Consider the following 24,734-nt stretch of genomic DNA (forward strand, 5'->3'; position numbering starts at 1 on the left):
GGGACGGGAGAATCCTGCATTTTCGATAGTAGTCCTGCTGGGGGCTTGGGCTTTAACCGGCTGGGCGCGTGAAAGAAATCTGCAGCAACCGAGCGCGTCGGACGAGTAGTCTGGCACTAGGAGCGCAGCCGACGGAGGCTGGGCACGTGCATCCGAAGGGAGCCGGTATGTCCGATTCTGAATGGGAAGCGGCCTCGGCCCGGGCTGGGATCGTCGTGGGAGTTGACGGGTCGGACCAAAGCATCTGCGCGTTGACCTGGGCAGCGCGCGAAGCCCGGCGCCGCAGCGTTCCCCTGCACGTTGTCACCGCGTACACAGTTCCCATTTTTGCCGCCTCCTCGATGGACGCCGGCTACACCGCCGTGGACGACGCCGTGATCCGTGACGGTGCACGCTCGGTCCAGGAGAAGGCGCTGGCCCGCATTTCACGGGACGGCCTGGAAATCGTGCCGCGGGTTGAAAGCGGTGATGCCTCGGCCGTGCTGCTGGAACTCTCGGAGGACGCGGACCTGATGGTGGTCGGTTCCCGCGGCCGCGGCGGTTTTGTGGGCCGCCTGCTGGGCTCCGTCTCGAGTGCCCTGCCCGCACACGCCAAGTGCCCCACCGTCGTCGTCCCGCTCCGCACTGCCGGAAGGCTGCCCGAATCCGGTGTCCAGGCCCCCGCAGGCAGTCCGGTGGCCGATGATGTCCACCAGGCGGTCGTGGTGGGCGTCGACGGATCGGAGCAGGGCCGCGCCGCCTCACTGGTTGCGGCGGAACAGGCCAGGAGCACCGGGTTGCCGCTGCGGATCGTGTGCGCCCTCCCGCCGTTCAGCGGCTCGCTGGCGTGGGTTCCCGCCCCACTGGATCTTGACGCACTTCACGCGGAAGTGATGGAACAGCTCTCCGCGGGGCGGAACTGGCTGCAGAGCCATTTCCCGGACGTGGAAATGAGCGTGGAACTGGTCGACGGACCGCCGGCCGAGGTGATGGTGGCCCGGACGGCCAACGTCGAACTGGTGGTGCTGGGTACCCGGGGCCGCGGCGGCTTCACGGGCATGCTGCTCGGCTCGACCAGCCAAAGCGTGCTGCACCACGCCAAGGGGCCGGTCATGGTGGTTCCGGACCGGGATGATTCCCGCCTGGCGGACCGGGAGACGTTCGGCCCGATGGCCGAGGAGTAGCCGAAGTCCTCAGGCGTGCCGTTCACCTTCGTGGACGGCATGCCGCTCCGGCTCCAGCTGGAAGGTGCAGTGCTCGGTATCGAAATGGCTGGCCAGGCAACTGCCCAGCCGGTCCAGGATCGTATCCATCCCGCCGGGGGTCAGATACGCCTCGTCCACCACCACGTGCGCGGAGAACACCGGGACGCCGGAGGTGATGGTCCAGATATGGATGTCGTGGGCATCGCTCACGCCGTCAACCCGGACAATGTGCTCCCGGATCATCGCGACATCCACCCCCTGCGGTGTCGCCTCCAGCAGGACGTCGATAACCTCCCGCAGCAGTGACCAGGCTCGCGGCAGGATCATCAGCGCGATGAGGAACGAAGCCCAGACATCTGCCTGCTGGTAGCCCGTGAGCATAATCACGACGGCGGAGACCACCACAGCGGCCGAGCCCAGCAGGTCGCCCAGGACCTCCAGGTAGGCGCCGCGTACGTTGAGGCTCTCCTTCCGCCCGCCCTGGAGGATGAACAGCGAAACCAGGTTGGCCAGCCCGCCGACGATCGCCGCAAAGAGCATGATCCCGGTCTGGACCTCGGGTGCGTCCCCGATCCGGCGGACCGCCTCGGTGAAGATCACGACGGCAATGACAATCAGCAGCACTGCATTGGCCAGGGCGGCCAGCACTTCGGCACGCTGATAACCGTAGGTCCGCCTGTCAGTTGCGGGCCGGCCCGCGATCCAGGCAGCCAGCAGCGCAATGGAGACGCCCGCGGCGTCGGAAAGCATGTGCCCAGCATCCGCCAGCAGGGCCAGGGAGCCGGAGGCAAGGGCTCCGGCGGTCTGGATCAGCACCACCGATATCGTGATCAGGAAGACGGCAAGGAGCCGGCGGCGGTGCCTGCCGGTTGCCGTGCCGGAAGGCAGGCCGTGGCTGTGGCCGGAATGATCGCCCATACTTACAGGCTAGCCCCAGCCGAGTTCGTGCAGCCGTGCGTCGTCGATCCCGAAGTGGTGGGCTACCTCGTGAATGACGGTGATACGGATTTCATCCACAAGCTCATCCCGCGTTTCACACATGCGGGTCAGCGGGCCGCTGAAGATGACGATCCGGTCCGGAAGGGAACCCGCACCCCACCAGGAATCCCGTTCGGTCAGGGGCGTGCCGTCATAGAGCCCCAGCAGTTCCGTACCCGGGTCTTCGTGCGGGCCAGGAACGTACTCGTCCTCAATGAAGACCGCGACGTTGTTCATCGCCTTGGCGAGGTCCTCAGGAATGGATTCCAGGGCGTCGTCGACCGCGGCTTCGAAGTCATCAAGGCTCATCTCAATCGGCACTTTTCCACTGTAGTCTGCGCTGGGCGGCCCGGGTCTGTGCACCGTCATTCGGCGCTGCCGGAACACGATTTTGGAAATCGCCGAAGTAGGCCCTATAGTTTTATAGGTCCGCAGCCGGGAAATGCGACTGGTACCGAGAAGCCTCGGAGCCAGCCAAGTTGAACGCTGCGTGTTCTGAGCCCCCATCGTCTAGCGGCCTAGGACACCGCCCTTTCACGGCGGCGGCACGGGTTCGAATCCCGTTGGGGGTACTCACGGAAGTGGTAAATCACCGGCCGAAAAGCTGGTAGAGTTGACACTCGTGAAATGCAAGGCCCTGTAGCGCAGTTGGTTAGCGCGCCGCCCTGTCACGGCGGAGGTCGCGGGTTCAAGTCCCGTCAGGGTCGCTCAGATTTTCTGAAGCGATTTGGAAGATCTCGGTGATCATCTTTTCGATGATGCCCGGCTCTGTAGCTCAGTTGGTAGAGCGTTCGACTGAAAATCGAAAGGTCACCGGATCGACGCCGGTCGGAGCCACCAGCTAAAAACCCCGTACTCAGTGAGTGCGGGGTTTTTCTTTGCCCGGGACGAGTCCTGGATTCTTCTTCCTTCGCGTTGGCGGCTGTGGTTTTATGCGAAGGGGGAATCAAACCGCCGGCGGGCCTGACAGGGCCGCCAGAGGAGGCGAAATGCCCGGTTTGCAGGCGGCCCCCGGCACACCGGGCCCGGAAAAGTTCCAGCCATGAAACCGGCGCACGGCGACGGCGCACAGGAGGCACCGTTTAACGGGCGGCTTGCACTGCTGCTGGCCATGGCAATGTTCGTGCTCGTGGTCGACACCTCAATCATGAACGTCTCCATCTCGGCGGTGGTGCACGACGTCGGCGCCACGGTCAGCGGGCTGCAGTCGACCATCGCCCTTGAAGCGCTGGTGTCTGCTGCGTTCATCCTGATCGGCGGCAAGATCGGCGACCTGTTCGGGCGCAAGCGGGCCTACCTCATTGGACTGGTCTGCTACGCGGTCGGAGCCGTGGCGATGACCCTGGCCCAGAGCCTGCTGCCGATCATTATCTTCTGGGCCGTGATCGGCGGACTGGGGGCGTCGCTGCTGCTGCCCTCCATTCAGTCCCTCATCCACGGCAACTTCGAGGGAGCCGCGCAGCAGCGGGTCTACGCCCTGGTTGGCGCCTCGGCGGCGATCGCCGCAGCGGTCGGGCCGCTGCTGGGCGGCTTCATCACCACGTTCCTGTCCTGGCGTGTGGCCTTCCTGCTCGAAGCCCTCGTCATCGCCGTCGTGCTGGCCGGCATCAAGCTCGTTCACGATGTTCCCTATGAGGGGCCGCGGACCCTGGATGCCGTTGGATCGCTGCTGTCCATCCTGGGGATGGGCGGTATCGTGCTGGGCATCCTCGTCTGGCAGGAGGGCGGTGAAGCGGTAGGGGCGCTGCTGGCCGCCGGCGTCGTCGGGCTGGGCTCGCTCGTCTACTGGCTGGTCCGGCGCAAGCGGCGGGGCAGGCCCACCCTGCTGGACCCCGGCCTTTTCCGGTCGAAAGGCTTCCGGTTTGGCGCCACCGGGCAAATGCAGCAGCAGATTGCCCTGGGCGGCACCATGATTGTGCTGCCCATCTATCTGCAGATGGTGCTCGGCTACAACGCCATGGAATCGGGGCTGTCCATTGCCCCGCTCTCACTGACCATGTTCGCCGTCGCACTGCTTGCTGGAAAACGGGCGGCGAAGCGGCGCCCTGCCAGCCTGATCAGATGGGGTTTCCTCCTCCTGGTTGCCGGACTCGTGCTGCTCCTTCCGGTGATACCGCGTGCGGACTCCGGGTGGTGGCTCCTTCTCCCGCTGCTCATCGCCGGAGCCGGGCTGGGGCTGCTGGTCTCCCAGCTGAACAACTACACCCTGTCTCCGATCTCCGACGAACGGGTCAGCGAGGCGGCCAGCGTGAACTCCGCCGCCGGTTCCTTTGGCCTGTCCTTCGGGCTCGCGTTTGCCGGCGGCATCATGCTGGCGGCTCTGTCCATCATCTTCACCGGCCTGGCGGAGTCCAGCACGGTACTCCCGGCCGCTGAACAGCAGCAGGTGGCCCGGGTGCTCGAAGACGACGCGCAGCTCCTCAATGACACCCAGCTCCAGGAGCTCCTCACCGGCCAGCCGGAGCAGATCCGGGAGGAAATCCTCCGTATCAACACGGAGGCCAGGCCCCTTGCCCTGCAGATCGCGCTGTCCATCCCGATACTCGCCGGCACCCTGGGTCTGCTTACGTCTTTCCGGATGCAGCGGCTCCGGGACCCCGGGCCCAAAGGCGGCGGAACCGTCCAGGACTGAGGAAAGCGGTCCGCTGCGGGGGAGTATCCGGCGGAGCCCTTTCCTTCGCGTGCCGTCCCCGGTTCACTGGTAGGTCCGATCAATTGGAGGACAAAGATGTTTCCAAGCACCGAAAGATACGAATGGGATTCCGTGGGCCCGCCCGAAAACCTGGAACTCAGCGAAGCCGAGTGCTGGTCACTGCTCGCGGGAGCGGACACCGGACGTGTGGCGTTCCTGCAGGACGGCCGGCTGATGGTTTTCCCGGTGAGCTACCTTGTGCATGACCAGTGCGTGTATTTCCGCACCAGTGCCGACAGCGGACTGGCTCTGCTTCCGGGGGACCTGAACACATCTTTCCAAACCGATTCGCACGACGTCGGCCGTATGGAGGGCTGGTCGGTGCTGGTGAGCGGGCCGGCCAACCGCGTGCAGGACGAAACGCTGCTCACGACTTTGTGGGGGCTCCGTGCGCAGGCACCCTACGGCGGAGGCGCGCGCAACATGTTCGTTGGCATTGAGCCGTCCGTGCTGACCGGCCGCCGGGTGCGGATGGGCTGACCCCTCCCTGCCCAACGAAGCAGGTGAGGGGCTAGGCTTGGCTCTTATGGATGATGCCCAGAAGAATCCCGGGTCCGGTCCCGCCGATCCGGCAGGAATCCCCGCTGTGCCGATGCCGCCCGCGCCGTCGGGTGCGCACCCAGGGTCCGGCGTATCCGCTCCGCCGCCTGGCCCCGGGCCCAAGCGGCAGGAACCCGCCTCCGCGGTCCCTGCCGCCCAGGGCACGGGAACGGGTGCCACGGAGGTGGCCTCCCCAGGCGGCGGCAGAACGGCCATCGCCGAGCAGGCCGTGGCTAAGGTCGCCGCCATAGCCGCGCGCTCCGTGCCGGGCGTTCACGCCCTTGGCACAGGCGGTGCGCGGACCCTCGGTGCCGTGCGTGACGCCGTCGCCGGTTCTGACAGCAGCGCTACCGCCGGCGTGCACGTTGAGGTTGGGGAGACGGAAGCCGCCGTCGACGTGACCCTCGTTGCGGATTACGGCCAGCCGCTGACCGGGATCGCCGACGCGGTGCGGACCGCGGTGTACGCAGCGGTAGAGGACCTCGTGGGGCTGAACGTGGTGGAGGTTAACGTCTCCATTGCCGACGTGCACCTGCCCGAATCCCTGGAAAACCGCGGAACCAAGCGTCCCGCCGGTTCCCCCAGTGCTGAATAACGACGAACGAAGTAAGGCAGGAACAATGAAACCGACTGTGGTGGGCATGGCCGTAGGCGCCGTGCTGGCCTTCACTGCCCTGTTGTTCGACTTCTGGGGCTTCCTGCTCATGGCCCTGTTCATCGCTGTGGGGGCCTTTTTCGGGCGCGCCGCCGAAGGCAAGGTTGACTTCCGCAGCGTACGGGACGCCCTGACCGGACGCCGTTCCTCCTCGTGAGCGCTTCCGTCATGACGCCGCGGGCAGCACAGCGCACGGCGCGGGGGCTGGCCGGGCACAACCGGATCAGCACCCAGGCCCTCACCAGCACGGCCCAGGCAGTTGCTGCAGAGCACTTCGGCGTCCCGGCGTCCCTGGTGCGCGTCACATGGAGTGACGACGAGGGCCTGCTTGCCCTGTCCCTGAGCCTGCCCGTCACCATGCCGCCGCTCGAAGCAGTGGTTAAGGATCCATCCCTCGTGGCACGCACCGGCGGGTCCGTCTGGGATCGCGTGCACGGCGCCAAACCGGTCCTGCTGCAGCGGATTACCTACCTCACCGGTTCGATTCTTTCCCTGGTCGATATCCGGGTCACGGGTGTCCGCGTTCAGGAAGGGAGCCGGGTTCGATGAGCCACTTGGCGGACGCCGGTCCCAACACTCTCTCCAACGCTCCCTCCGATGCTGCTGCCAAGCGGATCGTTCGCCGCGAAACCCATGCCGCCCGCACCGTGCCTGCAGTCATTGCAGCCGTCCTCGGCATCCTGTTATGCCTGTACGTGCTCCTGGAATCGGTGCTCCAGTCACTCGGCCAGGAAGAATGGCTGATCGATCCGCCCACGTTCGCCCATTGGCTGGCGGGCCTGCCGCGGGACTCCGATCCGCTCATCCTCGGCCTGTCTGGCGCCCTGATCTTCCTCTGCGGACTCTGGTTCTTCCTGATGGCAGTGATGCCCGGACACCGTGCCCGGTACTCCATTCCCAATCCCCGTGCCGCCGTCGTGGTGGATGCCGAGGTGCTCGCGGCCTCGCTGGCACGCCGCAGCCGTCTGGCTGCGGGCGTCGCCGCCGGCCAGGTGCTGGTGACGGTGGGCCGCACCCGGGTCGAAGTGCGCATCCGGCCGACCTCCGGTATTCCGGTTGATGCTGACACCGTGCGCTCCGCTGTAGAGGACGAACTCGCGCTGACAGGTTTGGACCCGCAGCCCAGCGTCCAGGTCCAGGTCTCGACTATGGGGGCGATCGGGCAGTGAACCGCACACCCCGCACCCTGAACCGTGCCCTGCTGGGCCTCGCCGGGCTGGTCCTGCTTGCGCTCGGCACCGGCCTGATTCTCCTGAGCACCGATCCGGCAGCGGCCCGCTGGTGGTGGAACACCGGTCCTGCCCTGATGGCCGACGGCGGCCGGGTCCTTGCAGACACGGCCATGCCCGGTCAGTCCCAGAGCTGGCTTTGGCCGCTCCTGGCGCTGGCCATGGCTGTATCCGTGGTCCTGCTGGTGCTGTGGATCTCCGCCCAGGGCAGGGGACGGGTGGACACGCTGGTGGAAGAGTACGACGACGACGGCGCCCCGGGCCGGATCGCCATCAGCGGTGCGGTCCCGGAGCAGGCGCTGAGGGCTGCCCTGCTGCAGGATCCGGACGTCACCTCGGTGGCCGTCAGTACCTGGTCCCTGGGCCGCGGCGGCAACGGGCTTCGCGTACGGATCACTCCGCGGCAGGGGGCCGCGCCGCACCTGATTGCCGCCGACGCAACGAACCTCGTCGACGCACTGGACAGCGCCCTCGGCCGAAGTTCCACCGTACTGATCAGCCTGGATGCAGGACGGCGCTACCGCCTCGGCCGCGAGGAGCGGGTCCGCTAGGGGCTGGTCCGCGGGGCCCGCTTCGGGTTGTGCGGTTGTGGAGGCTAGAAGGCTAGGAGGCGCGGGCGAGCTGGCGGATGGGAATCCAGCGGCCGGCCAGCCGGCGGTAGGCTGCAGCGGCACCTGTCATGTCGCCGTCGGCCAGTGATTCGATGCCCAGCCGCACATCGGACGGTGAATCGTCCGGATAGACCAGCTCGGCAACGGGCCCGTAGTCCAGCTCCAGAACGGCATCCGGCGAAAAGACTTCCAGCCAGGTGACCAGGTCCGTCAGTTCATCCAGCAGGTCCAGTTCGGGTGCTGCCAGCGCCAGGGCGGCCGCAGCGTGCCGTGCCCGGTCAATGCACTGCGGGATCGGCGCGGACATCCGCACCGTGAGCACCCTGCCGTCGTCCTCCACGACATCGGTTGCGTCGTCCTCGTGGATCAAAATGAACCAGCCGAACGGCACTCCCCAGGTCGCTGACCGAGTGTGCAGCTTGGCCAGCGAATCAGCGAACGAGTCGGGGTCGATGCGCGCGGCGTGGGCTTCCCGGGCCACTTCGGGCAGCAGGACATCCACCAGGGGGCCGTTGACCGTCTCGCCCAGGGACTCCGCAGCCAGCGAGGTCCGTACGGCCAGCTGGTTGGGGCAGTACAGGCGCGTGGTGCTGCCGTCCGGCCGCGGATGGTGCAGCACCCGCACCAGGTCACCGGAGGTGTGGGGAAAAGGATCCGACACCGGGCGGACGAGCCGGCGTACGGCGTCGCTGCGCTCCAGGACTTCGGTCTCATGCCTGGCGCGGGAACGCTGGTCAAGGATGCGCAGCTGCTGGGCGTCGTCGAACGCATCCAACGGTTCGTAGACGCGCAGATAGGACACGTACGGGAAGGTACGCCACACGGTAGCCTCCGGCGCCCCTGCCATCGCTAGTCCAGTTCCACGATCACGGGTGCATGGTCGGAAGCGCCTTTGCCCTTGCGTTCCTCGCGGTCGATGCTGGCGCCCGTGACCCGGGCCGCCAGCGCGGGGGAGCCCAGCACGAAGTCGATGCGCATGCCTTCCTTCTTCGGGAAGCGCAGCTGGGTGTAATCCCAGTAGGTGTAGACGCCGGGACCCTCGGTGTACGGGCGGGCCAGGTCGTGGAAGCCGGCATCCAGGAACGACTGGAAAGCAGCACGTTCCGGTTCGGTCACGTGCGTGGCGTTCTGGGCGCGGAACCAGTCAATGTCCCAGACGTCCTCATCCCGCGGAGCGATGTTCCAATCGCCCATCAGCGCCAGGTTCAGCTCCGGATCGTCCTTGATCCATGAGGCAGCCTGGTCCTTGAGGATCTTCAGCCATTCCAGCTTGTAGGGCATGTGCGGATCGCCGACAGCGCGGCCGTTGGGAACATACAGGCTCCAGACCCGCACTCCGCCGCACGTGGCGCCAATGGCCCGGGCTTCGGCCACAGTGGTTTCTTCGGTCTTGCCGAAGTGCGGCTGGCCCGGGAAGGTCCGCTCGACGTCCTCGAGTCCCACCCGGGAAGCGATGGCGACGCCGTTCCACTGGTTCAGGCCGAAATGGGCCACTTCGTAGCCGTTGAACTCGAAGACCTCCCACGGGAAGTTCTCATCCTTCGCCTTCGTCTCCTGGATGGCCAGGACATCGACGTCGGAGCGCTGCAGCCAGGCTTCAACGCGGTCGGCACGGGCGCGGATGGAGTTCACGTTCCAGGTAGCAATCTTCACCCTTGCTACGTTACCCAATCAGGGCAAGGGGGTCCTACGGGAGTGCATGTGTCGTTTACCCCTTGTGGGTGGTGCTGGTAGCTGCCCTGGTAGGTGCTTCGTGCGGCACCCGGGTGCCGCCCGGGTGCCGCCCGGGCGCCGCCCGGCGGGCGGACCGGAACGGCGGCAACGAAATTCCTGTGCTCGCAGGGCTCTCAAGGAATATTAAAGCCGCCTAACCCGGCCCGTCCGCCGGACTGCTTGGGTGCGTGACGGGCCAAGTGGGTGCCCACTTGTGGAAACCCGAACGGTCCGCCGGAGGGGTCGGTCGGCGATTGGTCCGCTAGCTGTAGGTTGCATGCCGGGTGGCAGTCATCCTCTGGTTGCGCATCCTTTGGGGAGATAACGCTGGATGGGGAGGGGTCCGCAAAACCATTGGGGAGATAACGTCCCTTAGGGGGCCGAATAAGAGCGTTATCTCCCCAAAGGATGACGGAGGACCCCTCTAAAGAGCGTTATCTCCCCAATGGATGACCGGCTTGCGCCAAGGCATCGCCCGGGTGGCCCGACCCCCCCCGGGTGGCCCGACCCCCCCCGGTTGTCTCGGCATCTCAGGGAGCGCCGTGGGAACGGAGCTGCGTGGTGAGAGCGTGGGCGTGCTTCAGGAGGAGGCGGCCGAGTTCGGGGCGGCGCTGCCCGGTGAAGCGTGAGCCGATCCCGGTGAGGCTCAGGGCCCAGGCTGGCTGGCCTGCACGATCGAAAACCGCGGCACCCATGCCCCAGCTTCCTGTGACGATGAGTTCCGGGTTCACTGCGTAGCCGGCGGCACGGGTTTCGGCGATCCTGTCCCTCAGTGCTTCACTGCCGTGGGCCGGGCCGAACTCCCGGGAGAGATCGGCAGTGGACAGGTAGCGTTCCACGGCGTCTTCGCGTAAGAACGCCAGGATCGCAAGCCCGGCCGACGCAACACCGAGGGGAAAGCGCTTGCCCTCGAACAGCACGAACGAGCGGATTGGAAACGCGCCGTCCTCGCGCAGCAGGCAAACAGTCTCGTCACCGCGGCGCACCGAGAAAAAGGCGCTCTCCCCGGTCGCTTCAGCCAGTGCCTTCACATGTTCACGGGCGACGCCGGTGACGTCGTAGCGCTCGGCTGCCACAGACCCCATCAGGTACAGTTCCGGACCCAGAAGCCAGCGGCCGGCTGAATGGTCGTGATCCAGGAAGCCCTCCTCGGCGAGGGACGCCAGGAGCCGGTGGACGGTCGGCCGCGGCAGGGAGGTGGAGCGGGCGACGTCGCTGGTACTGATCCCGTGCGGCATGGCCGCACTCACCGTGCGCAGCACCTCGGAAAGGCGCCGGACGACCTGTGCGCCCTGGATGCCGTTTGTCTTGTCCATATTATGAACACCCTCCCCGGTGGTGGTCACCATCTGAGCACTTTCGCTCCCCAGACACTAATCCATTGACCTTGATTTCCACGTCAGGCTAGCGTCCAAGGATCCACGGTCAGTGGTCCACATTATGGTCGAAAGGATGTCCTATGGGGTCGAAAGTGTATGAGAGCACGGCGGAGGCCCTGGGCGGCACCGTCCGTGACGGTATGACGATCGCCGTCGGCGGGTTCGGTTTGAGCGGCATCCCCGGCAACCTCATCGCGGCGCTGCGGGACAGCGGGGCGACCGGGTTGACCATCGTTTCCAACAACATGGGTGTGGACGGCAAGGGGCTCGGCCTGCTCCTGGAAAACCGGCAGGTCCGAAAGGTCCTGGGGTCCTACGTGGGGGAGAACAAGCTCTTCGCGGAGCAGTACCTTTCCGGCGATCTGGAGGTGGAGTTTGTTCCGCAGGGCACCCTTGCGGAGCGGCTGCGTGCCGGAGGGGCCGGCATTCCGGCGTTTTACACTCCTACCGGAGTCGGCACGCCGGTGGCTGAGGGCAAGCCCGAAATGGAGTTCGACGGCAGGCGGGCGATTCTGGAGCGCGGGATCGTGGCGGACTTGGCCTTGGTCCGTGCGCACCGGGCGGATCCAGAGGGGAATCTCCGGTACCGGATGACGGCGCAGAACTTTAATCCGCTGGTGGCTGCTGCCGGACGCGTCACCATAGCCGAGGCGGAAGAAATCAGCCGGGACTATCTTGAGCCCGACCGGATCCACACACCCGGCATCTACGTGCAGCGTGTAGTGGCCGTCGAGGATACCCATAAGCACATCGAGCAGCGGACCGTCCGGGTCCGGGTGGAGGCCTAGATCATCATGTGGACACGGGACGAAATGGCGGCCATCGCCGCAGCAGAACTGCAGGACGGGCAGTACGTCAATCTCGGCATCGGCATTCCCACCCTCGTGGCGAACCACTTGCCGTCCGGCGTCAGCGTTTTCCTGCAAAGCGAGAACGGGCTGCTCGGCATGGGCCCCTTCCCCTATGAGGGTGAGGAGGACGCCGACCTGATCAACGCAGGAAAGCAGACCGTCACGGTGCTCCCTGGCGGCAGCTTCTTCGACTCGGCGACGTCTTTCGGAATGATCCGCGGCGGGCATGTGCAAACGGCTATCCTCGGAGCGCTGCAGGTTTCCGCCGCCGGAGACCTGGCGAACTGGACCATTCCCGGCAAGCTCGTCAAGGGAATGGGCGGCGCCATGGACCTGGTCGCCGGCACCCCTCGGGTCATCGTCATCACTGACCATCTGGCCAAGGACGGGTCCTCCAAGATCGTCCCGGAGTGCGACCTCCCGCTGACCGGCGTCGGCGTCGTGGACCGCATCATCACCGACCGCGCCGTCTTCGACGTCGAGGACGGCACCCTGATCCTCCGCCGCCTCGCGCCCGGCCTGGAAGTGTCCGACGTCGAAGCCATCACTGCGGCCACTTTCACCACCCAGCTGGAGTCCCTCAGCCCGGCCTAGGCGCTCAAGCGACACCGGGTCCGGACCGGCCCGGGTTAGGCGGCGACCCGCCCTGCGCACCCACCGAGTCGGCAGCTGGCCCCGGGTTAGGCGGCTTTAATACTCCAAGCGAGCTCTGCGAGCGAGGAGTTTCGTTGCCGCCGTTCCGGGGACAGCTGCCCCCTCAGACGCCTACTTCCACCAACCGTCAAGCAGCGAAACAGGCGTCGTCCGCTTGTGGCGGGTCGCCAGGTACCGCTTCTCGATCTTCTCCGCGGTTTCCTCGGCGACTTCACGGCCTTCGAGGTAGTCGTCGATCTCTTCGTAGGTGATGCCGAGCTCGGTCTCATCGGTCTGGCCGGGAACGCCGTCGAGCAGGTCGGCCGTGGGCACCTTGCCGACCAGCTTCTCCGGAGCACCCAGGGCCGCGAGCACTTCCCGCACCTGCCGCTTATCCAGAGTGAACAGCGGCAGGACGTCCGCGCCGCCGTCGCCGTACTTCGTGAAGAAGCCGGTCACGGATTCGGCGCCGTGGTCGGTGCCGATCACCAGGAGGTTGTGCTCTCCGCCGAGCGCATACTGCGCCGTCATGCGGACCCGGGCCTTGATGTTGCCCTTGTTGAAGTCGCTGATGCTCTCACCGCCCATGGCGGAATAGGCCTTCTCGAAGCCGTCCACTGCATCTCCAATGTTGAAGGTCCGCAGGGTCTTGGGCTGGATGAAGTCGAGTGCGGCCTGCGCGTCGTCCTCATCGTGCTGTACCCGGTAGGGCAGGCGCAGGGCGATGAAATCGGCGTCGATGCCCTCAGCGTTGAGTTCCTCAACGGCGAGCTGCGCCAGGCGTCCGGCCAGGGTGGAATCCACCCCGCCGCTGATGCCCAGGACAAACCCTTCGGTGCGGGAGGCACGCATGTAGTCCTTGAGGAAGTCCACCCGGCGGCGGATCTCAGCCTGCGGATCGATGCTGGGACGCACGCCCATTTCGGCAATGATCTGTGCTTGTAGTTCGCGCATGGCGTTCAGCCTATACAGGTCGGCCTTTTGCGGGGGAGGCCTTCTGCACTCTGTGACGTGCTGCGGGCTCCCGGACAAGGGCCGCCGCCGGGCGCTCCGATAGGATTACGGGCATGACTTCGCCGCAGACTGCCGCCTCCCGTGCCCGCCTCCTGGAACTGATCAAGGAGCTTGCCGTGGTCCGGGGAAAGGTCATCCTTTCCAGCGGAAAGGAAGCCGACTACTACATTGACCTGCGCCGGGTGACCCTGCACCACGAAGCGTCCCAGCTGGTTGGCGAAGTCATGCTGGACATGATCAACACCGCCGGGATTTCCTTCCAGAGCGCCGGTGGACTCACCATGGGCGCCGATCCCGTGGGCACCGCCGTGATGAACGCGTCCGTCCGTGCCGGCGGCACCGTCGACGCCTTTGTGGTCCGCAAGGCGCAGAAGTCCTACGGGATGGGCCGACAGGTGGAAGGTCCGGATGTTGCCGGCCGCGACGTCGTCGTGCTGGAGGACACCTCGACTACGGGTGGCTCCGCGCTGACCGCCGTGGAGGGTGTGCGCAACGCCGGAGGCAACGTGGTGGCGGTGGCCGTGATCGTGGACCGCGACACGGGCGCCAAGGAGCGCATCGAAGCCGAAGCCGGCATTCCGTACCTGTTCGCTTTCGGCAAGGACGAGCTCGGACTCGACTAATTCCTAGACGCGGTAACGGGAGCCTATGACCGACGATCCAGCTAAGCTCCTCCGCACTGCGGAGAGCCTGGGACGCTTCTCCCGGCGGCGGTTCCTTGTCGGGGCCGGCGCAGGCCTGGCGCTGGCGGCCGACCTTTTTGTCACCCGGCTGATCCAGGAGCAGCGTGAGCGGCTGGAGATCATTCCAGTGCGCGACGACGCGGCGGCCTCGCGCTTTCCGCGGGCCATGTGGTTCCTCTTTCCGGGCTACAAAACGAGCTGGGAAGAGGCAGTCTGGGTCCTGAATTCGCTGCGCCCCGCGCTGGCCACCCGCGGCCAGATGGCGGCAGTCGGTTATTCGAACAACGGCCTGGACGTGGATGTCATGGAAGCGGAAGTGTTCCGTTACATCCGCACCCGGCGGATCAACCGGGTGTACTTCTACGGCCACAGCTTCGGCGGCATGCTGGCGGTGGAGATGGCCGCGCGGCTGCTGGCCCGCGGAGTGCAGGTGGAACTCATCATCCTGGACTCCAGCCCCTCCGGGCGTTTCGACGTCCTGGATGCCCGGATGATCGAAGGCGTCGTCCTGCTGTACGAGGCCGGCTACCGCATCCCCAGCGCCTTGCGCGGCGGCTATGAGCTGGGCGAGCGGATCCTGCACAAGGATGAACGCAGCTGGAACACCGTGGTGGACCAGACGCTGGAGCAGCTCTCCCCGCTCGCGCCGTCGAGCACCCTGATCCAGTCGGAATCGTCCTATATCTACCATTACGACGCCGCGGCCTACGCGGGTGCCATCGGGAACGCCGACCTCGCGTACATAGGCAACCCGGACGACGCGACAGTGAACTACTACACCGCGCGGGCCCGCTGGACGGAGCTGTTCGGGCCGAACATGGTGGAGAACTCGCTGATCACCCGGGGAGCCCTTCCGGCACATGCCAGTCCGCAGTGGAATCCGCTGGTCTACCAGGAGGTGGTGGATCGGGTGCTCACTGCCTACGCCCCGCTCCCGGCGGTGGGCGGCGACGGGCAGAAGAAGCCCTTCTAGCGCACGGGCTCAGATGGTCCCGATCAGGTCTGCGACTGAGTCGAGGACCTGGGTGGGTCGGAAGGAATAGCGGGCAATGTCCTCGCGCTGGGTGATCCCGGTCAGCACCAGCACGGTGGTCAGCCCCGCCTCGATGCCGGCGATGATGTCGGTGTCCATCCGGTCCCCGATCATCCCGGTGGTTTCTGAGTGGGCATCGATCTTGTTCATGGCCGACCGGAACATCATGGGGTTGGGCTTTCCCACGATGTACGGTTCGCGGTTGGTCGCCGCGGTGATCAGTGCCGCGATGGCTCCGGTAGCCGGGATCGGCCCTTCCGGGGAGGGGCCGGTGACATCCGGGTTGGTGGCGATGAAGCGTGCGCCGTCCAGGATGAGCCGGATGGCCTTGGTGATGGTGCCGAAGGAGTAGGTCCGCGTTTCGCCCAGGACAACGTAGTCCGGTTTTGTGTCGGTGAGGATGAGGCCGGCCTCATGCAGCGCCGTCGTCAGTCCCGCCTCTCCGATGACGAAGGCGCGGCCGGGGGAGGGAGCATTCTTGAGCTGGTCCTTCAGGAACTCGGCGGTGGCCAGGGCCGAGGTCCACAGGTTTTCCTCCGGCACATCAAGGCCCGAGGCGTGCAGCCGGGCCGCGAGGTCGCGCGGTGTGTAGATCGAGTTGTTGGTCAGGACCAGGAACCGTTTTGAGGTGTCCACCCAGCGGTTGATCAGGTCCGACGCTCCCGGGATCGCCTGGTTCTCGTGGACCAGCACCCCGTCCATGTCCGTCAGCCAGCACTCGATGTCTTCGTTTTCGCCCACGGTGTCCTCTTCCAGGTCTGGTTCGGCACGGCAGCCCGCTGCAGCAGTCCGGGGCGGCGGCAGTCTCCTCCCGGGCCCGGATGCGGGCGGGCCCAGTCTTTCACCTTAGGCTGGAAGGGTGATAGAGAGCCCTGAAACATTGCCCGCAGCGGAGCCCGGTCCGGAGCTCCCGGCACACGAGGTCGGCGTCGGACCGTGGGAGGGGCCGTGGCCCGAGGGTGATCACTGGGACCCCGAGCTGCTCGCCGCCGGAGACCGGCGCAACGTCGTGGATGAGTACCGCTACTGGAAACACGATGCGATCGTCGCGGACCTCGACACGAAGCGCCACGAGTTCCACGTCGCCATCGAGAACTGGCAGCACGACCTCAACATCGGTTCCGTGGTCCGGACCGCCAACGCGTTCATGGCCAAGGAAGTGCACATCATCGGACGACGCCGGTGGAACCGGCGCGGTGCCATGGTCACCGACCGCTACCAGCATGTCCGCCACCATCCCACCGTCGAAGACTTCACCGAATGGGCCCGGTCCGAGGGGCTGGCCATCATCGGGATCGACAACTTCCCGGATTCCGTTCCGCTGGAAACCTACGACCTGCCGCGCAACTGTGTGCTGGTCTTCGGGCAGGAAGGGCCGGGACTCACGCCCGAGGTGCACGAAGCCGCCGAGGCAACGCTGTCCATCGCCCAGTTCGGCTCCACGCGGTCCATGAACGCCTCCGCGGCGGCAGCCATCGCCATGCACGGCTGGGTCCGCCGGCACGTGTTCGGCCAGAAGGTGTCCTGACCCTTTTCGCCTCCGGTGTCCGCTCCGGCGGCCGGGACCGCCGGTGAACGCTTCCGGAGACGTCAAGAACCGGCACACCCTGCTCTACGCCGGTGACTTGTGGCTAGGATGGGGGAAGCCACAGAGGGCCCGGCCCTGCCGCATTTTTATCTTCGCTAAGGAGTCAGCATGCCTATTGCAACCCCCGAGATCTATGCAGAGATGATCGACCGGGCCAAGGCGGGGGGATTCGCATACCCGGCTGTCAACGTCACGTCTTCACAGACCCTCAACGCTGCGCTCGCAGGTTTCGCTGAGGCCGGCTCGGACGGCATTGTCCAGGTCTCCACCGGCGGTGCTGCCTACTGGTCCGGCGCATCGGTGAAGAACATGGTTACCGGTTCGGTGGCTTTCGCCGCGTACGCCCGCGAGGTAGCCAAGAGCTACGACGTGAACATCGCCCTGCACACCGACCACTGCCCCAAGGACAAGCTGGACGACTTCGTCCTTCCGCTGCTGGCCATCTCCGAGGAGCGGGTCAAGCGCGGCGAAGACCCGCTGTTCAACTCCCACATGTGGGACGGCTCCGCGGAGACGCTGGAAGAGAACCTGCGGATCGCCCAGGAACTCCTGGCCCGCACGGCAGCTGCCAAGATGATCCTCGAAGTCGAAATCGGCACTGTCGGCGGCGAGGAAGACGGCGTCGAGAACGAAATCAACGAAAAGCTGTACACCACCGTTGAAGACGGCATGGCCACCATCGAAGCTCTCGGTGACGGCAGCAAGGGCCGCTACATCACTGCCCTGACCTTCGGTAACGTGCACGGCGTCTACAAGCCCGGCGGCGTGAAGCTGCGCCCCGAGATCCTCGAGGAAATCCAGCGCGCCGTCGGCGGCTCGATCGGCAAGGAACGCCCGTTCGACCTGGTGTTCCACGGCGGCTCCGGCTCCTCCGCCCAGGAAATTGCCGACGCCGTGTCCTACGGCGTGGTGAAGATGAACATCGACACAGACACCCAGTACGCCTACACCCGCCCGGTCGCGGACCACATGTTCCGCAACTACGACGGCGTGCTGAAGGTGGACGGCGAAGTCGGCAACAAGAAGCAGTACGACCCGCGCGTCTGGGGTGCCTCTGCCGAAAAGGGCATGGCCGCCCGCGTGGTCGAAGCTGCGCAGTCCCTCGGATCAGCAGGAAAGCACCTCTAATGTCAGACGAATTCCGCAAGAACCTGCTCGGCCCCGAGCCCACGTACCTGCCCGAGGAGACCGACGTCGTCGCCCGCCTCGCCGCCGGTGACGAGGCAGTGGACCTGGCCGCCAAGTTCCCCACGTCCTCGCAGGTCTGGGCGGCACTGGCTGATGAGGCCTTTGCCGACGGGCGTCCGGTGGAGTCCTACGCCTACGCCCGGGTGGGTTACCACCGCGGCCTGGACGCGCTGCGCCGGGCCGGCTGGCGCGGTACCGGACCCATCCCGTGGGAGCACGAACCGAACCGCGGTTTCCTGCGTTCCCTCTACGCCCTGGGACGTGCGGCCGCCGCTATTGGAGAGGCCGATGAGGTCGACCGCATCGAGAAGTTCCTGGACGCTTCCGACCCGGCTGCCAAGGCTGCTATCGAAGCCGGCTAGGGCTCACACGGATTGATCCGAAAAGGCGTCTCCCGCTGGGGCGGCGCCTTTTCGCTGTCCGGCGGCGGCCTACCAGCCCCAGGTGCCGGGTGCTCCCTTGAAGGGGCCGGTCACACGGCTGGTGATCCAGCCGCCGTAGAAGTCGCCCTCCTGGGGCTGGACTTCTTCGCCGTCCACCAGGACTGAGTCCATCAGCCCTGGATACAGTGCGGCGGTGGCTGCAAGGGCCTCGTACCCCGGCGCGGGGTGCGGGTAGGTCCACGCGCCGCGGGCGGCCCGCGATGATCCGGAGACGACGTCGTAATAGGAGGCAGTGCCTTTGTACTCGCAGTGGGTGACACCGGAGACCGGGTGCAGGGTATCCGGAGCGAATGCCTCCAACGGCAGGTAGTACACCGGCGGATGGCTGGTTTCCAGCACCCGCAGGGCCTGCCGGGTTTCGACTATCCGGGATCCGCCAAGCCAGACCTGGACGAGTTCGCTGCTTGGTTCGACGCGCGGCGGACGGGGGTAGGACCAGACGGACTCGGCCTGCGGGTGATAGCGGTTTTCCATGCGGTTCCTCTTTCACCGGCGGCGGGCCTCGCCGCGATAGTAGTCGTGACGGCAAGAATTTGGGGGCGGGCCGGGACTGAGGAGAAACCGAACCTCACCGGCGGGCGGACCGGTGCCAGCGGGCCGAGGTCCCGGCCGTTCCAGAAGCACGATGCCGCGGCGATCCGGCGGATGGAGCGGACCCCGTAGAACTCCAGCCGGTCCCCCGTAGTGCCCGCTGTCCGCACCCCGCGCACGATCACCCGGGCCAGCGGATTGACGGCCTGCAGCCACAGCGGGTGCACCGCCAGCGGCGCCGGAACGGATCCCAGCATCCTGCCGAGCAGCGTCACACCGCCCAGTTCCGCACTCAGCCGCAGGGGGCCGCCGTCGACCGTCAGCCGTCCGTCGGCGAGGTACGCGCTCACCGGGACGACGTCGATTGCGTCGAAGGTGTAGGTGGAGGAGACGTACCGGGCTATGGCCTCGCTGGGGGCCAGGAGAAGCCGGGAACCGAAGCGGTTTTCGACCATGACGTCGGTAAACGGACCAAAGGGGGAGTCCGGCCAGTGTCCAACAACCAGGCGGGTTCCCGAGGAAGTGCCCAGCCCGGCGATATAGCCGCGGAAGCGCTCCATCGTCCAACCGTACGCCTGGATCAGGCCTTCCAAACCGGGTTCGGCGCAGATCGGCTAAACTTGACAGGTAAGAGCCCCGCAGCTCTGCGCCGGTGCCTTTGTGGCCTACCTCGCATGAGTGCAGGGGCGTTCTCATGCACGGTAGCGGTTCAGCGCCTGGCGCGGCTCCCTAGCGTAACTAATGGGGGAGGATCCCATGCCAGCAATTGTCATCGTCGGCGCCCAGTGGGGCGACGAAGGTAAAGGTAAGGCCACCGACCTGCTCGGCGGCCGCGTCGACTACGTCGTCAAGCCCAACGGCGGAAACAATGCCGGCCACACCGTCGTCGTCGGCGGTGAAAAGTACGAGCTGAAGCTCCTGCCCGCCGGCATCCTGAGCCCCAACGCGATTCCCGTGATCGGCAACGGCTGCGTGGTGAACCTGGAAGCACTCTTCGCTGAAATCGACGGACTCGAAGCCCGCGGCGCGGACACCTCGAAACTGCGCATCTCGGCCAACGCCCACCTCGTGGCACCGTTCCACCAGGTGATGGACAAGGTTACCGAACGTTTCCTGGGCAAGCGTGCCATCGGCACCACCGGCCGCGGCATCGGCCCGGCCTACATGGACAAGGTCGCCCGCCTGGGTATCCGCGTCCAGGACATCTTCGACGAATCGATCCTGCGCCAGAAGGTTGAAGGTTCGCTGCGGCAGAAGAACCAGCTGCTGCTGAAGGTTTACAACCGCCGCGACGTCGACATTGAAGAGATGGTCCAGTACTTCCTCTCCTACGCGGACCGGCTGCGGCCCATGGTCATCGACTCGACCTATGAGCTGAACCGCGCCCTCGATGAGGACAAGGTGATCCTGATGGAGGGCGGCCAGGCCACGTTCCTGGACGTCGATCACGGCACCTACCCGTTCGTGACCTCCTCCAACCCCACCGCCGGCGGCGCCTCTGTGGGTTCGGGTATTGGCCCGACCCGCATCACCCGCTCGGTGGGCATCATCAAGGCCTACACCACTCGTGTTGGTGCCGGTCCGTTCCCCACCGAACTCTTCGATGACATGGGCCTGTACCTGCAGAAGACCGGCGGCGAGTTCGGTGTGAACACCGGGCGCCCGCGCCGCTGCGGCTGGTACGACGCCGTCCTGGCGCGCCACGCTTCCCGCGTCAACGGCTTCACGGACTACTTCGTGACCAAGCTGGACGTGCTCACCGGCATCGAGAAGATCCCGGTCTGCGTGGCCTACGACGTCGACGGCGTGCGTTTTGACGAGATGCCGATGACGCAGACCGACTTCCACCACGCCAAGCCGATCTTCGAGTACTTCGACGGCTGGACCGAGGACATCACCGGGGCCAAGACCCTGGAGGACCTGCCGGAGAACGCCCGGAACTACGTGCTGGCCCTGGAAAAGATGTCCGGCACCCGGTTCTCCGCGATCGGCGTCGGTCCGGACCGCGACCAGACCATCGTGATCCGCGACCTGATCAACGAGTAGTCCCGCTCTTCCGAAGGCCCCGCAGCCCCCTGGCTGCGGGGCTTTCGTCTGCCCGGAAGGCACGGCCGTTCCGGGTGCCTGCAGCTGCCGCCCGGACACGTTCCGTACAACCCTTGCCCGGATCCGTGGTCGCGTTCACGATGTCTTGTAAGCGTCGCCGTGTCGAAACGGTTCTGTGCCCCGCAGCTTCGGACAGCGAAACAACTCAAGCGTCTTGGAGGCCCGGCATGAGTATGCAGCACTCAGCAGCTTCAGTGGTCGAGACAACCGTAGGGCCTTTGACTGTTCGGAGGATGGGGTCCGGCCCGCCGGCCATTTTGTGGCACAGCATGTTTGTCGATTCGGAGACGTTCAGCCCCCTGGTCGATGAGCTGGGCCGGCACCGTGACCTGTTCCTGGTGGACGGGCCGGGGCACGGCAGCAGTCCCGGGCCGCGAAGAATCTACAGTCTGCAGGATTGCGCGGTGGCAGCCATCCAGATTCTGGACGGGTTGCAGCTCGATTCCCCGGTGGACTGGGTCGGAAACGCCTGGGGAGGGCATGTGGGAATTCTCGTTGCCCAGGGATGGCCCGGCCGGTGCCGGACATTGACGATGATCGGGACGCCGGCTTACCCGCTGTCAACGGCTCAGCGCCGGAAGACAGCACTGCTGGTGGCTCTTTACCGGGTGCTGGGGCCCGACCGGTTGAGCCCGCTCGTGGTGAATGCACTGGTGGGGTCGGAGAAGGCCACGGAGGAGGAAATCGCCGCGGCCGAATCCGTGGATCAGTCATTCCGCAGGGGGGACAGGCAAGGAAAGTACTGGGCCATGCGTTCGCTCATGCTGCGCCGCCCGGACCTGCGCGCCGTCCTGGAGAGTCAACAGGTGCCTACGCTCATGATGGCAGGACGAGATGACCCCATGAACGATGCACAGGAAGCGGCGCGGCTGGCCTCCCTCATGTCCCGTGGCGGGTTCAAAGCCCTCCCCGGCGGTGGACATGTGGCACCGTTATTCGTAGCCGCAGACGAGCTGACCCAATCGGTCCTGGATTTCTGGGAGACCCTGCAGCCTCCCGGCCGGTAATTTCCCCGCCGGTAGGTTCACGGACGGGAGTGAGGCCAGTCTGCAGGAAAGTCCCGGCTGTACCGGACTTCGAACACCGGAGGGGTGAACCGGGTGTCCTCGAGGACACCGCCGTCGTTCATCCAGCCGTGTCTCTCATAGAACAGCCGGGCCCTGCTGTTCTCCCTGGCCACCCAGAGGAAGGCACGCGAGCAGCCCAGTTCGGCCAGGCCGCGTTCCGCTTCCGCGAAGAGGGCAGAACCTGCTCCCCGGTTCCACCAGCCGGGGTGGACGTTGATGGCGCGGAGCTCTCCCGTGCCGGCGTCGTCCTCGGGCGCGGGATCGAAAGCGGCGAAACCTACCGGGCGGCCGGCAACAGCGGCGACCAGGTACGTGGTGCCCGAATCCGGTGTTCCGAGGTTGCGGCGCCATCCGTCAGCCACGCGTGCCACGTCCATTCCGTCAAGGTATTCATCGCTCATGATTCCCCGGTAGGCAGCACGCCATGCAGCAACGTGGAGCTCGGCGAGGAACTCGGAATCCTGGCCGACCGCTTGGCGGATCGTGATGTCCGTTGTGTCCATGCCAGGGCTATCCGCGGTCCTAGTCCCTGGCCGAGAGGATGCAGAACTCGTTGCCTTCGGGGTCTGCCAGGACAACCCAGGGAACATCCGGGCCCTGCCCGACGTCGGCGCGGACAGCGCCGAGGGCAAGCATCCGGTCCACTTCCTCTTGCTGGGTGCAGCCTTCGGGAACCAGATCGATGTGCAGGCGGAGCTTCGCGGTCTTCGCGTCCGGAACGGGAATGATGTCGATTGGCGGTCCCAGCACGCCGTCTTCGGGCATCAGGCCGAGCCCGCCGTCGAATTCTTCGGCAATCCGGTACCCGAGGGCCTGGGTCCAGAACTTGGCCTGGCTCTCCACGTCGACGGCATCAAGGGCAAGGGAGGAAAATCTGCTGCTCACGGAAGACTCCTTCGGCTCGGGCGAGGTCGCTACGAACCTAGCAGCGGATTACGCAATGGAACACCCCTGGCCGCGGGGACTGGTCGGGGCATCTGCTGGCAACCTACCAGCGGTTCCGGGCCTCTTCGATCCAGCCCTGGAGGCCGTCGAGCCGGTGGCGCGTTCCGTCCGGGGCCACGGCCCAGCCTGACCAGGAGCCAAACGCCTGCCAGGTCTTCGCGGCCACGAGGACGGCGTTCGTTGCCGCCAGGCGCCGGTGGAACGGCGTCAGCGTGGCGTCGATCCAGTCCCCGCGCACCTGCCAGGGAGCCAGCGGATCCGCCAGGTCGTAGCTGAACTCCAGTTCGCCGTCGTAATGGTGGAGCACCCCGTCCACGATCAGCGCGTTTTCGGTAGCCGGAGTTCCGGCGGTCCACAGGCCGCCGACCTGCAGGCCCAGCCGCGTGCCGTCCACGGTCCCGAACCCGGCAGCCCAGTTCCAGCGTTTGGAATACGGCCAGCGGCCGCGGCCGCGGTCCAGTACCGCAAAGGACTCCGGCCCGCCGACGGAATACTCCTGCCCGTCCACCGTCACGGTCCCGCTGACCTCCCGAGCCACGTCCTTCAGCGTGTACTGGTACCGCGTATCCGACCACGGCACCACCACGCCAAGCACGTCCCCGCCCAGCGGAGCAAAGAGTTCGACGGCGACACGCTCCGCTTCGGCGCGCAGGTGCGTGCCGCCGGCGTCGTCATGGAACCGCAGGTGCAGCCCGCCCATGGAGCCCACGGCTGTAAGGGGCGGCAGCGTGTCCGGCAGGAGGGCCGCCGAGCCGGCAGGCAGGGCCAGCGGGTCGCAGCGGATTTCCTTGCCGGTGGCGCGTTCCAGGACGTACAGCTGAAGCGTTGCGGCGTAGTCCAGGTGCGCGATCGTCATGCCGACGACCAGCTCCGGGGTCACGACGCCCCAGTACTCCCACCGCTTGCTCCGCCAGCCGTGCCGCAGGCCGGACGGCAGGTGCCCGAAGGCGTGCAGCGGACTGCGTGTGTAGCCTGTCGCCGCGGGGTTGAGCTTCCCGCCGGGCAGGGCAAGCTGCACGGGTTCCTTGATTTCGTCCATGGCGCCACAGTCTAGGCGGCTTGGGCGAAGTCATCCTGTACCGCCGCGGTCTTCGCGGGGGTGTTCCTGGCGGTGTTCCTGACGGAGTTCCCGGGGGTGGACTTACTGGGCGCAGACTTACGTCTGGCCTTTTTGCAGATCGGCGACTTGGTGGATGGCCGCGCGGCACTCCGGGGACCTGCCGGGGCCGGGGCCGGGGCTGTGGCCGAGCGGGCGGGCCTGCCGGTTGCCCCCTCGGGGAAGAGCGCCGCACGAATCTCAGCCCGGGCGAACTCCGCCGCGGCGAGGAAATCCCGGGCAGCTGCGGCGTCCCGCTTCTCTGCAGCCCGGCGGGCGGCCCGTAACCGCAGCGCTCTAAAGGCCAGCCAGCCCACGACAGCCAGGCAGGTCCCTGTGCCGTAAAGCAGCACCGCTGCCAGGACCAAAGACGTGGTTCCGCCGGAGAAGAAGCCGAGGCCCAGCAGGGCGGCAGCTACCCAGAGAACGCTCAACCAGCAGGTCGCGTCCAGGACAGGGGAGGGAGGGGAGCCGGCAACCCGGCTGGGGAGGGACAGGAGCCGGGGGGGGGGGGGGGGGGGGGGGCGGGGGGGGGGGGGGGCGGCCCCCGAGTCCCCCTTGCACCAACCGTCCGA

General features: G+C 66.4%; 30 protein-coding genes and 3 tRNA genes. 20 read left to right on the forward strand and 13 right to left on the reverse strand.

What is annotated here, in order from left to right:
- Positions 1-167 precede the first annotated feature (167 nt).
- Positions 168-1,163 (forward strand): universal stress protein, encoded by a 996-nt coding sequence (locus LOC59_RS14870; RefSeq protein ID WP_227896563.1) that lies wholly within the window; start codon positions 168-170, stop codon positions 1,161-1,163.
- 9 nt (positions 1,164-1,172) lie between these two features.
- Here LOC59_RS14870 and LOC59_RS14875 read toward each other — a convergent pair whose 3' ends face one another.
- Positions 1,173-2,102: a cation diffusion facilitator family transporter gene (locus LOC59_RS14875; RefSeq protein ID WP_229972796.1), complete on the reverse strand. Its 930-nt coding sequence runs from the start codon at positions 2,100-2,102 to the stop codon at positions 1,173-1,175.
- 9 nt (positions 2,103-2,111) lie between these two features.
- A complete protein-coding gene (locus LOC59_RS14880; RefSeq protein WP_229972798.1) occupies positions 2,112-2,531 on the reverse strand; it encodes a metallopeptidase family protein in 420 nt (139 codons plus the stop codon).
- A 130-nt stretch (positions 2,532-2,661) separates the two neighbouring features.
- Here LOC59_RS14880 and LOC59_RS14885 point away from each other — a divergent pair.
- The 10 genes from LOC59_RS14885 to LOC59_RS14930 all read left to right on the forward strand — a co-directional run bounded on the left by LOC59_RS14885 (position 2,662) and on the right by LOC59_RS14930 (position 7,829).
- Positions 2,662-2,734 (forward strand) — tRNA-Glu (locus LOC59_RS14885).
- A 61-nt stretch (positions 2,735-2,795) separates the two neighbouring features.
- Positions 2,796-2,869, forward strand: a tRNA-Asp gene (locus LOC59_RS14890).
- Positions 2,870-2,926: 57 nt separating this feature from the next.
- Positions 2,927-3,002: transfer RNA gene (locus LOC59_RS14895), tRNA-Phe, on the forward strand.
- Positions 3,003-3,204: 202 nt separating this feature from the next.
- Positions 3,205-4,794 carry an MFS transporter gene (locus LOC59_RS14900; protein WP_227896566.1) on the forward strand — a complete coding sequence of 530 codons (1,590 nt, stop codon included), beginning with the start codon at positions 3,205-3,207 and terminating at the stop codon, positions 4,792-4,794.
- Positions 4,795-4,890: 96 nt separating this feature from the next.
- A complete protein-coding gene (locus tag LOC59_RS14905; protein WP_227896567.1) occupies positions 4,891-5,334 on the forward strand; it encodes a pyridoxamine 5'-phosphate oxidase family protein in 444 nt (147 codons plus the stop codon).
- Between the two features lie 112 nt (positions 5,335-5,446).
- The gene (locus LOC59_RS14910) at positions 5,447-5,989 is read left to right on the forward strand and encodes an Asp23/Gls24 family envelope stress response protein (RefSeq protein ID WP_423721990.1); all 543 of its coding nucleotides are present in this window, start codon (positions 5,447-5,449) and stop codon (positions 5,987-5,989) included.
- A 25-nt stretch (positions 5,990-6,014) separates the two neighbouring features.
- Positions 6,015-6,206: a DUF2273 domain-containing protein gene (locus LOC59_RS14915; protein ID WP_152224870.1), complete on the forward strand. Its 192-nt coding sequence runs from the start codon at positions 6,015-6,017 to the stop codon at positions 6,204-6,206.
- A gap of 11 nt (positions 6,207-6,217) precedes the next feature.
- Positions 6,218-6,598, forward strand: a complete 381-nt coding sequence (locus LOC59_RS14920) for a hypothetical protein (protein ID WP_227896593.1) — start codon at positions 6,218-6,220, stop codon at positions 6,596-6,598.
- Positions 6,595-7,218 carry a DUF6286 domain-containing protein gene (locus tag LOC59_RS14925; RefSeq protein WP_229972800.1) on the forward strand — a complete coding sequence of 208 codons (624 nt, stop codon included), beginning with the start codon at positions 6,595-6,597 and terminating at the stop codon, positions 7,216-7,218. Before LOC59_RS14920 ends, LOC59_RS14925 begins: the two co-directional genes overlap by 4 nt.
- Positions 7,215-7,829 (forward strand): hypothetical protein, encoded by a 615-nt coding sequence (locus tag LOC59_RS14930; RefSeq protein ID WP_227896569.1) that lies wholly within the window; start codon positions 7,215-7,217, stop codon positions 7,827-7,829. Before LOC59_RS14925 ends, LOC59_RS14930 begins: the two co-directional genes overlap by 4 nt.
- Before the next feature lie 52 nt (positions 7,830-7,881).
- Here LOC59_RS14930 and LOC59_RS14935 read toward each other — a convergent pair whose 3' ends face one another.
- The 3 genes from LOC59_RS14935 to LOC59_RS14945 form a co-directional block, all read right to left on the reverse strand.
- Positions 7,882-8,736: a hypothetical protein gene (locus LOC59_RS14935; RefSeq protein WP_227896570.1), complete on the reverse strand. Its 855-nt coding sequence runs from the start codon at positions 8,734-8,736 to the stop codon at positions 7,882-7,884.
- A gap of 2 nt (positions 8,737-8,738) precedes the next feature.
- Positions 8,739-9,542 carry an exodeoxyribonuclease III gene (locus tag LOC59_RS14940; protein WP_227896571.1) on the reverse strand — a complete coding sequence of 268 codons (804 nt, stop codon included), beginning with the start codon at positions 9,540-9,542 and terminating at the stop codon, positions 8,739-8,741.
- Positions 9,543-10,132: 590 nt separating this feature from the next.
- On the reverse strand, positions 10,133-10,918 hold the full coding sequence (locus LOC59_RS14945) for an IclR family transcriptional regulator (protein WP_229972803.1): 786 nt from the start codon (positions 10,916-10,918) through the stop codon (positions 10,133-10,135).
- 143 nt (positions 10,919-11,061) lie between these two features.
- Here LOC59_RS14945 and LOC59_RS14950 point away from each other — a divergent pair, with 143 nt between their 5' ends.
- Both LOC59_RS14950 and LOC59_RS14955 read left to right on the forward strand, forming a co-directional pair.
- Complete coding sequence (locus LOC59_RS14950) at positions 11,062-11,769, forward strand: CoA transferase subunit A (protein WP_227896573.1); 708 nt, start codon at positions 11,062-11,064, stop codon at positions 11,767-11,769.
- 3 nt (positions 11,770-11,772) lie between these two features.
- Complete coding sequence (locus tag LOC59_RS14955) at positions 11,773-12,426, forward strand: CoA transferase subunit B (protein WP_331460472.1); 654 nt, start codon at positions 11,773-11,775, stop codon at positions 12,424-12,426.
- A gap of 171 nt (positions 12,427-12,597) precedes the next feature.
- Here the strand turns inward: LOC59_RS14955 and nadE are convergent, their stop codons facing one another.
- Entirely contained in the window at positions 12,598-13,419 is an 822-nt protein-coding gene (gene nadE / locus LOC59_RS14960; RefSeq protein ID WP_229972821.1) for an ammonia-dependent NAD(+) synthetase, read from the reverse strand.
- A gap of 113 nt (positions 13,420-13,532) precedes the next feature.
- Here nadE and pyrE point away from each other — a divergent pair, with 113 nt between their 5' ends.
- Together pyrE and LOC59_RS14970 are read left to right on the forward strand one after the other, a co-directional pair.
- Positions 13,533-14,102, forward strand: coding sequence for an orotate phosphoribosyltransferase (gene pyrE, locus LOC59_RS14965; protein WP_227896576.1), 570 nt, complete (start codon positions 13,533-13,535; stop codon positions 14,100-14,102).
- A 25-nt stretch (positions 14,103-14,127) separates the two neighbouring features.
- The gene (locus LOC59_RS14970; RefSeq protein ID WP_229972823.1) at positions 14,128-15,135 is read left to right on the forward strand and encodes an alpha/beta fold hydrolase; all 1,008 of its coding nucleotides are present in this window, start codon (positions 14,128-14,130) and stop codon (positions 15,133-15,135) included.
- Positions 15,136-15,144: 9 nt separating this feature from the next.
- Here LOC59_RS14970 and LOC59_RS14975 read toward each other — a convergent pair whose 3' ends face one another.
- Positions 15,145-15,897, reverse strand: coding sequence for an HAD-IIA family hydrolase (locus LOC59_RS14975; RefSeq protein ID WP_227896594.1), 753 nt, complete (start codon positions 15,895-15,897; stop codon positions 15,145-15,147).
- Positions 15,898-16,054: 157 nt separating this feature from the next.
- Between LOC59_RS14975 and LOC59_RS14980 the strand changes: the two genes are divergently transcribed.
- From LOC59_RS14980 to LOC59_RS14990, 3 genes are all read left to right on the forward strand, one after another.
- Positions 16,055-16,723 carry a TrmH family RNA methyltransferase gene (locus tag LOC59_RS14980; protein ID WP_442860595.1) on the forward strand — a complete coding sequence of 223 codons (669 nt, stop codon included), beginning with the start codon at positions 16,055-16,057 and terminating at the stop codon, positions 16,721-16,723.
- 168 nt (positions 16,724-16,891) lie between these two features.
- Positions 16,892-17,911, forward strand: coding sequence for a class II fructose-bisphosphate aldolase (gene fbaA, locus LOC59_RS14985; protein ID WP_227915787.1), 1,020 nt, complete (start codon positions 16,892-16,894; stop codon positions 17,909-17,911).
- Positions 17,911-18,333 (forward strand): DUF3151 domain-containing protein, encoded by a 423-nt coding sequence (locus LOC59_RS14990; RefSeq protein ID WP_227896580.1) that lies wholly within the window; start codon positions 17,911-17,913, stop codon positions 18,331-18,333. Before fbaA ends, LOC59_RS14990 begins: the two co-directional genes overlap by 1 nt.
- Before the next feature lie 69 nt (positions 18,334-18,402).
- On the opposite strand, the gene LOC59_RS14995 is transcribed toward LOC59_RS14990, so the two are convergent.
- Positions 18,403-18,888, reverse strand: coding sequence for a DUF427 domain-containing protein (locus tag LOC59_RS14995; RefSeq protein WP_229972825.1), 486 nt, complete (start codon positions 18,886-18,888; stop codon positions 18,403-18,405).
- The gene (locus LOC59_RS15000) at positions 18,777-19,505 is read right to left on the reverse strand and encodes a hypothetical protein (RefSeq protein ID WP_331460469.1); all 729 of its coding nucleotides are present in this window, start codon (positions 19,503-19,505) and stop codon (positions 18,777-18,779) included. Before LOC59_RS15000 ends, LOC59_RS14995 begins: the two co-directional genes overlap by 112 nt.
- Before the next feature lie 196 nt (positions 19,506-19,701).
- On the opposite strand from LOC59_RS15000, the gene LOC59_RS15005 reads away from it, so the two are divergent.
- Both LOC59_RS15005 and LOC59_RS15010 read left to right on the forward strand, forming a co-directional pair.
- On the forward strand, positions 19,702-20,991 hold the full coding sequence (locus tag LOC59_RS15005) for an adenylosuccinate synthase (RefSeq protein ID WP_227896582.1): 1,290 nt from the start codon (positions 19,702-19,704) through the stop codon (positions 20,989-20,991).
- Between the two features lie 233 nt (positions 20,992-21,224).
- Complete coding sequence (locus LOC59_RS15010; RefSeq protein ID WP_331460473.1) at positions 21,225-22,058, forward strand: alpha/beta fold hydrolase; 834 nt, start codon at positions 21,225-21,227, stop codon at positions 22,056-22,058.
- 17 nt (positions 22,059-22,075) lie between these two features.
- Here the strand turns inward: LOC59_RS15010 and LOC59_RS15015 are convergent, their stop codons facing one another.
- From LOC59_RS15015 to LOC59_RS15030, 4 genes are all read right to left on the reverse strand, one after another.
- On the reverse strand, positions 22,076-22,621 hold the full coding sequence (locus tag LOC59_RS15015) for a GNAT family N-acetyltransferase (RefSeq protein ID WP_229972833.1): 546 nt from the start codon (positions 22,619-22,621) through the stop codon (positions 22,076-22,078).
- A gap of 19 nt (positions 22,622-22,640) precedes the next feature.
- Positions 22,641-23,003, reverse strand: a complete 363-nt coding sequence (locus tag LOC59_RS15020) for a VOC family protein (RefSeq protein ID WP_227896585.1) — start codon at positions 23,001-23,003, stop codon at positions 22,641-22,643.
- Between the two features lie 103 nt (positions 23,004-23,106).
- Positions 23,107-24,102, reverse strand: a complete 996-nt coding sequence (locus LOC59_RS15025; protein WP_229972834.1) for a DUF2804 domain-containing protein — start codon at positions 24,100-24,102, stop codon at positions 23,107-23,109.
- An 11-nt stretch (positions 24,103-24,113) separates the two neighbouring features.
- Entirely contained in the window at positions 24,114-24,593 is a 480-nt protein-coding gene (locus tag LOC59_RS15030) for a hypothetical protein (RefSeq protein WP_229972836.1), read from the reverse strand.
- Between the last annotated feature and the right edge of the window lie 141 nt (positions 24,594-24,734).

The sequence above is a fragment of the Arthrobacter sp. zg-Y916 genome, assembly GCF_020907385.1.
Lineage (GTDB): Bacteria > Actinomycetota > Actinomycetes > Actinomycetales > Micrococcaceae > Arthrobacter_B > Arthrobacter_B caoxuetaonis.